Annotated in this window: 8 protein-coding genes and 1 pseudogene; 6 read left to right on the forward strand and 3 right to left on the reverse strand. The window is 66.4% G+C overall.

Annotated elements, in window-relative coordinates; all coding sequences use genetic code 11:
• Positions 1-334: 334 nt before the first annotated feature.
• Positions 335-1,576: an IS701 family transposase gene (locus tag CW362_RS41870; protein ID WP_376455290.1), complete on the reverse strand. Its 1,242-nt coding sequence runs from the start codon at positions 1,574-1,576 to the stop codon at positions 335-337.
• 333 nt (positions 1,577-1,909) lie between these two features.
• On the opposite strand from CW362_RS41870, the gene CW362_RS41875 reads away from it, so the two are divergent.
• From CW362_RS41875 to CW362_RS41890, 4 genes and pseudogenes are all read left to right on the forward strand, one after another.
• On the forward strand, positions 1,910-2,899 hold the full coding sequence (locus tag CW362_RS41875; protein ID WP_162684423.1) for a DUF4238 domain-containing protein: 990 nt from the start codon (positions 1,910-1,912) through the stop codon (positions 2,897-2,899).
• Positions 2,900-3,294: 395 nt separating this feature from the next.
• On the forward strand, positions 3,295-3,792 hold the full coding sequence (locus tag CW362_RS41880; RefSeq protein WP_103554827.1) for a nuclear transport factor 2 family protein: 498 nt from the start codon (positions 3,295-3,297) through the stop codon (positions 3,790-3,792).
• Positions 3,793-3,982: 190 nt separating this feature from the next.
• Positions 3,983-4,429, forward strand: coding sequence for a hypothetical protein (locus CW362_RS41885; protein WP_103554828.1), 447 nt, complete (start codon positions 3,983-3,985; stop codon positions 4,427-4,429).
• A 52-nt stretch (positions 4,430-4,481) separates the two neighbouring features.
• Positions 4,482-4,883, forward strand: a pseudogene (locus CW362_RS41890) (helix-turn-helix domain-containing protein); the annotation flags it as partial.
• A 115-nt stretch (positions 4,884-4,998) separates the two neighbouring features.
• Here the strand turns inward: CW362_RS41890 and ltrA are convergent.
• Positions 4,999-6,390: a group II intron reverse transcriptase/maturase gene (gene ltrA, locus CW362_RS41895; protein ID WP_446459446.1), complete on the reverse strand. Its 1,392-nt coding sequence runs from the start codon at positions 6,388-6,390 to the stop codon at positions 4,999-5,001.
• 533 nt (positions 6,391-6,923) lie between these two features.
• On the opposite strand from ltrA, the gene CW362_RS41910 reads away from it, so the two are divergent.
• Together CW362_RS41910 and CW362_RS43650 are read left to right on the forward strand one after the other, a co-directional pair.
• Entirely contained in the window at positions 6,924-7,493 is a 570-nt protein-coding gene (locus tag CW362_RS41910) for a transposase family protein (RefSeq protein WP_276313769.1), read from the forward strand.
• Positions 7,494-7,792: 299 nt separating this feature from the next.
• Positions 7,793-7,960, forward strand: coding sequence for a hypothetical protein (locus CW362_RS43650; RefSeq protein ID WP_162684425.1), 168 nt, complete (start codon positions 7,793-7,795; stop codon positions 7,958-7,960).
• Between the two features lie 43 nt (positions 7,961-8,003).
• Here the strand turns inward: CW362_RS43650 and CW362_RS41915 are convergent, their stop codons facing one another.
• Complete coding sequence (locus tag CW362_RS41915) at positions 8,004-8,345, reverse strand: hypothetical protein (RefSeq protein ID WP_240658339.1); 342 nt, start codon at positions 8,343-8,345, stop codon at positions 8,004-8,006.
• Between the last annotated feature and the right edge of the window lie 186 nt (positions 8,346-8,531).

Raw genomic sequence — 8,531 nt, forward strand, 5'->3', positions numbered from 1 at the left:
CTGTCGCGGCCCGCGGTATGAGCGGAGCGAGTAACTCCCACTCCAGATCGGTGAGTTCATGTCGACGTATCACCCCACCATGATCCACCACGCGATGATCTTTGAAGACGGACCCTAGTAGGACTCCGTTAGGTCTATCTCGATCTTGGCGTCGTGCGTGCTGTGGCGGGCAGGGCTTGGTGGCAGGTGATGCAGCCACCGGTCCAGCACCTCAAGACGTCCTGGAGGGTGTCGAGGACTTAGTACTCCAGCAGCGGTTCGTGTCCTGAGCTGCGTTTTCGATAGTGGCAGCTGCGGGCGATGGCTTGGCGGCGTCTTCTCCAGGCCGACCATTTCAGTGCGTGGATGACGGGGTCGCGGTCGGCTCGTGGGTGGGGCAGGAGAGTGTCCAGGAGTCGCCGGATCTCTGCCACGGTGAGCGGGATGAGGGCTGATCCGTTTCTGCAGCCCCCTTTGCCTTGCCACTGGCCTGGGCGGCGAGTGCTGCCAGGAAGGCGTGGGCGAGCATGGCCAGGGTGATGTGCCGGTACCAGCCGATGTAGCGGCGGACCTCGTACTGGTCGAGACCGCATTCGTTCTTCGCGGCCTGGAAACACTCCTCGATCGCCCAGCGGGAGCCGGCCACCTGGGCCAGCTCGGCGATCTCGATGCCAACGGGTGCGTAGGCGAGGTAATAGGCGAGCTCGCCGGGGTCGGACAGGCTGCGGCGGGCCATCACCCAGCGGTGGTGGGTCGGTGGGTCGGGGTCGAAGATCAGGTTGATGGGTAGTTTGGCTGCGGCCCAGTCGTAGACGCGCGGGCCCTTGGCCCCGTCGCCGCAGGAGAACTGCTGCCAGGCATCGGCAGGGGCGTCCTCAATGAGCTGGTCGATGCGCCAGATGCCGGCCAGGGACTTGATCTGCTGGGACTTGGGCACCGCCACCACATAGCCGATGTCGAGTTGTTCGAGCAGGCGGCGAAAGTGCCAGTCCTGTCCATAGGCTTCGTCCGCGGTGACCCAGGCGGCGGGCAGACCCCCGGCGAGGCAACGGCGGACGATGTTACGGGCCAACTCTCCCTTGGTCGCAAAACCCCGCTCGTCGGGGATCTTCGCCGCCCGGCAGCGGTCACGATCGGACGTCCAGGCTTTTGGCAGGTAGAGGTCCCGGTCGACCAGGGCCCGGCCCGAACTGGTGGTGTAGGCGGCGAACACCCCAATCTGGCAGTTGTCGATCTTTCCCGAGGTGCCGGTGTACTGTCGGCCCACCCCGGCCGACGTGGTGCCCTTCTTGATGAACCCGGTGTCGTCGATGATCAACACACCACCAGGGCCAAGAGACTCACCGGCGTAAGCACGGACGTCGTCGCGCAGGACGTCGGCGTCCCAGATACTGCTGTTCAACAGCCGCTGAAAGCCATCCGGGGTGCGGTGGCCTGCCCATTCAGCGAGTTGCCAGCCGTTCTTCCTTGCCGCCTGTCCCAGCAGACCGCGGACGTAGTCCCGCATCCGCCACCGCAGATCCGCCCGACCGAACCGGCCTGCCACCCGCTCGAACACCGACTCCAACTCACCAGTCCAGCAACCGACTTCAGTCATGCCCTCCATACCAGGACAACGACAATCACCAGCTCAGGACACGAACCGCTGCTGGAGTATTAGAGGTCCTAACAGAAGCCAGGTGCCACTCCCTGCAGGCTGGTTCAGCCGAAGCCCACGCACGCCTTCTCACAGCCCTTCAGCACACAGCCGCCGTCCAGGAGAGCTGACATCCCAGGGTTCGGCATCCGCCAGCTACCCGCCAAGCGGCTGAAGGCCTCGCTGCTACGTTGCGGACCTTGCTGGCCTCGGCAGCAGGTCGGACGGCAGACAGCCCAACCCCGCAGAGGAAAACGGATGCGCGGGGCCGGGCTGTTCGGGACCATGGATCACGTGAACGCGAGAAGCACCGTCGCCGGAAGCGGGGACCTGAACAGGATCGCCGAACTCACGCCTGAGGCGAGCGCCAACGTGCGTCACCAGCATGTCATTTCGCAGGTTCTGCTGCGCGAGTTCGCGACGCCCAGCAAGCGCGTATCCGGCCGGCACGTCCAGCCCTACGATCTGCGGCACCCCGAGCGCCGGCTCAAAACCCGGGCCCCTCGCGGGGTTGCCCAGATCGAGAACTTCGTGCCCTTCGCCTCCGCTTCCCTGGAAGACACGTGGGGCGAAGTCGAACGCGAACTGCCCGACGCCTTCGCCGCGGTGAAGGCGGGCGACGCGTTCAACGACCCGCACATCGGCACAGTGCTGCGCGACCTGATCGCACTGCACTACGTCCGCTCGCAGCACTACCGCGAGCTCTTCCACCGCCTCTTCGCCGAGACTTACCAAGAACAGCGTCGCTGGCTCCTCACCAACGGGGCACTCCGGCTGCAAGCCGCCGCTCTGGAGCGCACCGGCCTGTACACGACCGGCCCGCAGGGACTCGCCGCCCGCGCGGACGAACTCTTGGACGTGATGATGACGACCTACCGCAACGGGTCGCTGCTGCGCGTACGCATCGAGGACAACTTCGGCAAAGCCCGCCAACTCATCTCCCGGTCCCCGCTGGAAATCCTGGAACCCGAAGAAGGCGAGTTCCTGATCGGCGACAACCCGGCCCTGACCGTGCGCCACCACGACGACAAGCTCCTCTACAGCATGGCCCTGGGCGACGCCCACTCCACCGTGCTCCCCATCGGCCCCCGCCACATGCTCGCCCTGGGACCCGCCGACCGCTACGCAGCCGCCGCCAAGGCTGACGTCGACCGTATGAACGTGCTCCAGATCAAAGCCTCCCGCCGCTACGTGTACACCCGCCCGGGCAGCCCCCTCGCACCTATGATTCGAGAAGTCAGCCACCACTGGCTCGCAGACCACAACGAGATCGCGAGCGAATGAGCCCATCGGCCGTCCCGGCCTGCTGTGCCAACGTCACGGCCACTGACTGAGCCGCGTGCATCGTGAAGTCGCAGGTTACGAGTCTGGTGTGCGCAGGGTTCTCGATACTTGTGCAAGTCGCGGGCGGATGACTTCGGTGAAGATCGTCGGTCAGCGGGAAACTTCGCGGTTCGTCAGGACCAGCAAGGCCCTCACCAGGGTGGTCGCCCGCTTCAGGTCGGTGCGGACCTTGCCGAGGACCTGTCAGTTTCTGACCGCCGCAAACACCGTGAAGAAGTTGCCCAACTGCGGGCTTCTCGCTGCGGCAAACGGCGAACTGCACGCCCTGCGCCGGCGCTTGCAGGGGTGAGGCGGCCGCCCTGCGGGCCATCTCAACCGTCAGTAGCCTCTCAGGAATGACGACGTTACAAGATCTTGCCGCTCGCCTGGACCGAGTCGAGACGGAACTCGCACTGCATCGGCTGGCCCACGACTACTGCGTGGGTGCCGACCACCGCGACCCAGTCCGCTGGGAGGCAATTTGGACAGCGGACGCCGCGTGGGAGACCAGCTCGGACCAGATATTCACGGGGATCGAAGCCATCCGCGCGGCGGTCGAGCAGCAGTGGCAGGCATTCCCGATCATGCAGCACGCCACTGCCAACCACACGGTGGAAATCGACGGCGCTTCCGCGACCGGACGATCGGACGTCGTGGTCCTGGCCCAACTCCGCAACCACCGCTGGATTGTCGGTGGAGGTACTTACGAGGACGAATACCGGCGCGAGGGAGGGATCTGGCGCATAGCGCGGCGCCGGGTAGTACATCCCTTCGACCTTGCGCCGTTGGCACCAAGCGATGGGCCCGTCGATGTCGATGCACCAGTTCGGGCCACTGAGCGGAGTGAGTCGTGAAGTCGCAGGTCACGGGTCTGGTGTGAATGGCGATTCAGGTACTCGCACCGGTCGGCGGCCGATAACCACGGTGTAGATCATCGGGCAGGTCCCATTCCGGTGGTCTGCTGGGTTCGACTGCGCCCGCGACAAACCGCGCCTACGATCCGTCGGCAGGTCGGCACGCCATGAGATCGAGGGGACTGCGGAAATGCAGGAGCGGCAGTGGATCACCACTCGCCGAGGCGAACTGGATGCCCTCGCCGAGCAGTTGACCAAACAGCTGCAGGAGGTCCAGGTCGAGCGGGACGAACTGGCGATCGCGGAACGAGTGTTGAACCGATTGGCCGAGCAGGCCCAGGCCGACGCCGAAGCTGTCGCTCCGGTGTCCGCGAAGGTGGCCGGGCGGGCGGTCCTGCTCATCCCGCACCGCAGCGACGCGGCCGACGAGGACGCGTTGCCCAGCGACTACCGCAAGATCCTGGCGATCGTGCGGGAGGCCGACGGCCCGGTGCAGGTCAGGGTGGTCGGCGAGCGGCTGGGCCTGGAGACTTCGGTGCGCGGCAAGCTGGAGCCGTTGCGCGCGAAGATGACCAAGCTCGCCGACCGCGGATGGCTGCACAAGCGGCCCGACGGGCGGTTCACCGCGCGTCCGTGACCGCGCAGGACGAGGCGTAGCTGGCGGGCCACCGACGGCAGTTGAGTTTGGTGTGAAGAAAGCCAACCACGTCGTCGAGGGCCCTGACGGCCTTGTCTACACCGCCCGCCTGCCGCTGTCGAGCGCCACCCTGAACTATCTCGCCGCCCTGATACGCGGCCACTGCAAGAAGATCGGCTCACGGTGGCGGGCCCTGCCCCCGGGAAGGATCGCCGCCATCGTGCTCGCAGTACTGCGCTGTGATCAGCGGCCGGGCGATCTGGCTGGCGGCAACGGGATACACCGCACCACCGTCACCCGGTGGGTCCGCGAAGTCGTCGGCCTGCTGGCCGCCCGCGCCCCGCGCCTCCAGCGGGCCCTGAAGAAGATCGCCCGAACGGGCGGCGGAGTCGTACTGCTGGACGGCACGCTGATCCGCACCCGACGCCGCACCGGCACAGCGAACCGGAAGAACTGTTGAGTCGGCACGGAGCGCGGTGCCGGTGTTGCCATCGGTCCGTTTCTCCGTGCCGCTCGCCGAACCCGGCGTGCGGCTCTCACCGCACCGGGCTCTCCACGGTCTCTGCCGTTCAAGCGTGGTTGAGTGTCCAGGGGTTGGGGATCGTGCTGCCCCGGTATCGGTAGCGGGTGACCGCGATCGAAACCATGGGGAACAGTTCGATCCCGTCCGCCGAGAGCTTGTGCCACCGGCCGTTGCGGTCGGTGAAGCGTCGACGGACGTCCTTCCACCTCCAGCGATGCAGCACCATCCACCAGCTGGTCACCCGGCGCCATACGAACTGGTCCAGAGCTTTCAGCGTGGTCTTGCATAACGCGTGCTTGAAGTAGTTGACCCAGCCGCGCAGAATCGAGTTGATCCTCTTCAGCACGGTCCCCGGGTCCTGCTGCGACGTTCTGTTCGTCAGGGCACGGATCTTGTCCTTCAGCTGCCGGATGGGCCTCTTGGCGATGAAGGTGTAGACGTACCACTTGTTCGAGCCTCGCTTGCGGCGCCACTGGATGTGGAACCCAAGGAAGTCGAACCCGTCCGACATGTGCACGATCTGAGTTTTGGCTGGGGACAGCCTCAGCCCGAGAGGGTGCATTACGTCGGCGATGTCCTCGCGCAGGCGGGCGACGTCGTCACGGCTGCCGTCGACCAGGACGACGAAGTCGTCCGCGTAGCGGACGATGCGCCAGTTCGCGCGGCCGTGGAGACGATGGTGCGCCCGCCTGCCTCTGGTGGACATCCTCCCGCCCGGCTCCCACGGCTCCATCACGTGCTCGTCGAGCGCGGACAGGGCGATGTTCGCCAGCAGCGGGGAGAGGATGCCGCCCTGCGGGGTGCCGGTGAAGGTCTCCTCGCGGCCGCCGCCCTCCGTGAGGACGCCGGCCTTGAGAAACGCCTTGACCAGCCGCAGCACGCGCTTGTCCTTGACTCTCGCGCGCACCCGGTCCATCAGGGCCGTGTGGTCGATGGAGTCGAAGCACGCCTCGATGTCCGCGTCCAGCACCCAGCGATAGCCGCTGGTGCCGTAGCGGTGGATCTCGGCGATCGAGTCGTGTGCGCGCCGCATGGGCCGGAAACCATAGGAGACCGGCAGGAAGTCGGCCTCGAAGATCGGTTCCAGCACCAGCTTGAGAGCTGCCTGGACCACCCGGTCGGAGACGGTCGGGATGCCGAGCTTGCGCACCTTCCCGCTTCCGCCGGGCTTGGGGATCTTGCGTTCGCGCACCGGCAGCGGGCGGAATTCACCCGACTTCAGTACGCCTTGCAGGTCCTCAAGGTAGCCCGGGAGGCCGAGTTCCCGCTCGACGTTGACGACGGTAAGGCCGTCGACGCCCGGGGTTCCGGCTCCCTTGTTGCCCGCGACCCGTTCGAACGCCACGAGCAGCGTCGCCGGGTCGCATACGAGGTTGAACAGATCGTCGAACCTGCGGCCATGGTCAGCCGCCGCCCAACGGTGAAGCTTGGTCTGCATCCCCGATACCCGCTGGTGAGACCCCAACGGGGCCTCGGGAGCACCACTGTTCAGCGGTGCGTCTTTCGGCATTGCAGCCTCCTTCCCTTCTCGAAACCGCTGCCGCCCTTCCCCATGTGCCGGGCTCTCCCCGGCTCGGAGTACTACGGCGGCTCCGCCCCGTCCCGGCCCGATCGGCCGACGATGGACCCAGCCCTCCGCCCGAACTGGACGCGCGGCAGGAGGGCGGGACCGGGACGGTTCCCGTGTTCACTCGCTGTTCGATCGTCGGAGTAGGAGCCCGGCTATACCCCCGCGGCCTCGCCACGGCTACCCCGCAGCACTTCACCGTGGCCTCCCCGCGCGACCGAAATAGACCACCCGGGAAGTTCCCCGCCAGCCGAATATCCAGCAGGGACGCACCGCATCCAGCCCTCATCCACCAGGTTCGAGCTGGCGTGCCTTAAGGAGGCGTAGACGCCGGTTCCTCGCGTACTCCTCTCCGTCTCGCTTGCCGGACCCGCACCATCTGGCAGTACTGGCACGTCCCGGCTTTGTCGGGGCTGCTTCCCGCCCTCCCCGGCACCTCCCGGTTCAGGCTGCCCCCAGCTTCAACCGCCCTGCTGCGACAGGACGGTGGTGGCGGTCTCTCACCTCCACTCGAACAACGAGCGCCTCACGGCGCACACTCGGGCAAGCACAAGTGCCATGGCCTGCTCGTGATCGCCCTCACCGACGACCGTGGCCGCCTGCTCTGGGTCTCGGCGACCTGGCCCGGACGGACCTCGGAGATCACCGCCTGCCGGCACGACAAGCTCACCGCCAAGCTGCGGGCGGCCGGGCTCGGCGCCATCGCCGACCTGGGATTCGTCGGGCTCGACGACAGCGACCCGGACGCTGGCCCAGCGGTGATCACCGGCTACAAGGCCGCTCGGAACCGGCCCCTGACACGGGGACAGAAGCTGTCCAATAAGGCGCTGGCAGCCGTCCGGGCCCCAGTCGAGCACGGATTCGCCCACCTCAAGAACTGGCGCGTGCTCGGCAGGCTCCGCACCGACCCTAAATGGGCGACCTCCCTGGTCAGGGCCCTACTGGTCCTCACGAACCGCGAAGTCACCCGCTGACCGACGATCTTCACCGAAGTCACCCGTCCGCGACCAGCACGAGCCTCCTGAACCCCGCGCACACCAGCCCCCTCACCAGCAACTTCACGATGCACACCGCTCACTCCGACAACCTTCGCAAAGGGGTGACTGGACGTGCTGGTTGAATTCCGGGAGTGCCCATCTGCTGGATGTCATTCCAGGTCAACCCCAGTGCGGGAGTCCGGCACACCTACTGCACCCCCCGCTGCAAAGCAGAGGCAAGCCGACGCCGACGCCGCGAACGCGACGAAGCAGCCGATGCGGCTGAAGGCGAAACGATGACCTCGGCATCACCGGACCCGACACCCCTCGCGCCCACGGCCGTCCGGAACTGCCCGCATTGCGACAAGCCCGTCACCATCGTCGCTCTGCTGGCCACTCCCGAAGCCGCACGACCCACCATCCCGATGGCGAACCCTGACGTCATCCCGATGCGCCGCAGCTGAACAGACGCAGGTCACTGACCCCGCTGGCCCTCTGGACGGCGGGTCAGTCTGCGTCAGCGAAGAAGGCGCTGATGTTGTTCCACATGAAAGCGTCCTTCCACTCCGGGCGGCCTTCTGCCCAGCCGCTCAAGGCGGCGATCACCTTCTCCTGGGAGATCGTCCGAGTCTGGTAGTGCTCGGCCGCGGTCCCGTCACGGAATTCAAGCTGGTAGGTGTTGTCGTCCCTCAGCCACACCTGGACATACCAGTCTCCGTCCCTCTCATCGTCGACGCGCTCGACGATGACGAAGGCGTTGCTCCGGCCAAGGTTCGCCACCATCTGACTCAACGCTGACGGCTTCGGGTTCCCCACCCGTCGGCCATGTTCGTCTCTCGCTTGCAGCATGCCCCGATCATCGCCCACGGGTCTGACACAGGACGAAGAGCAACCAGTCCTCCTCAAACCCGCTCTTGGGTCTGTCAAACGAGTGGTGTAACTGGGGCAGTTGGGGTTACTGGCGGGCTGCTGAGAGGCGGCCGTCGAAGGTGATGTCGAAGGCGTTCAGCGCGGTCTTCCAGCGCATGGTCCAGC

Source organism: Streptomyces populi (assembly GCF_002911015.1).
Lineage (GTDB): Bacteria > Actinomycetota > Actinomycetes > Streptomycetales > Streptomycetaceae > Streptomyces > Streptomyces populi.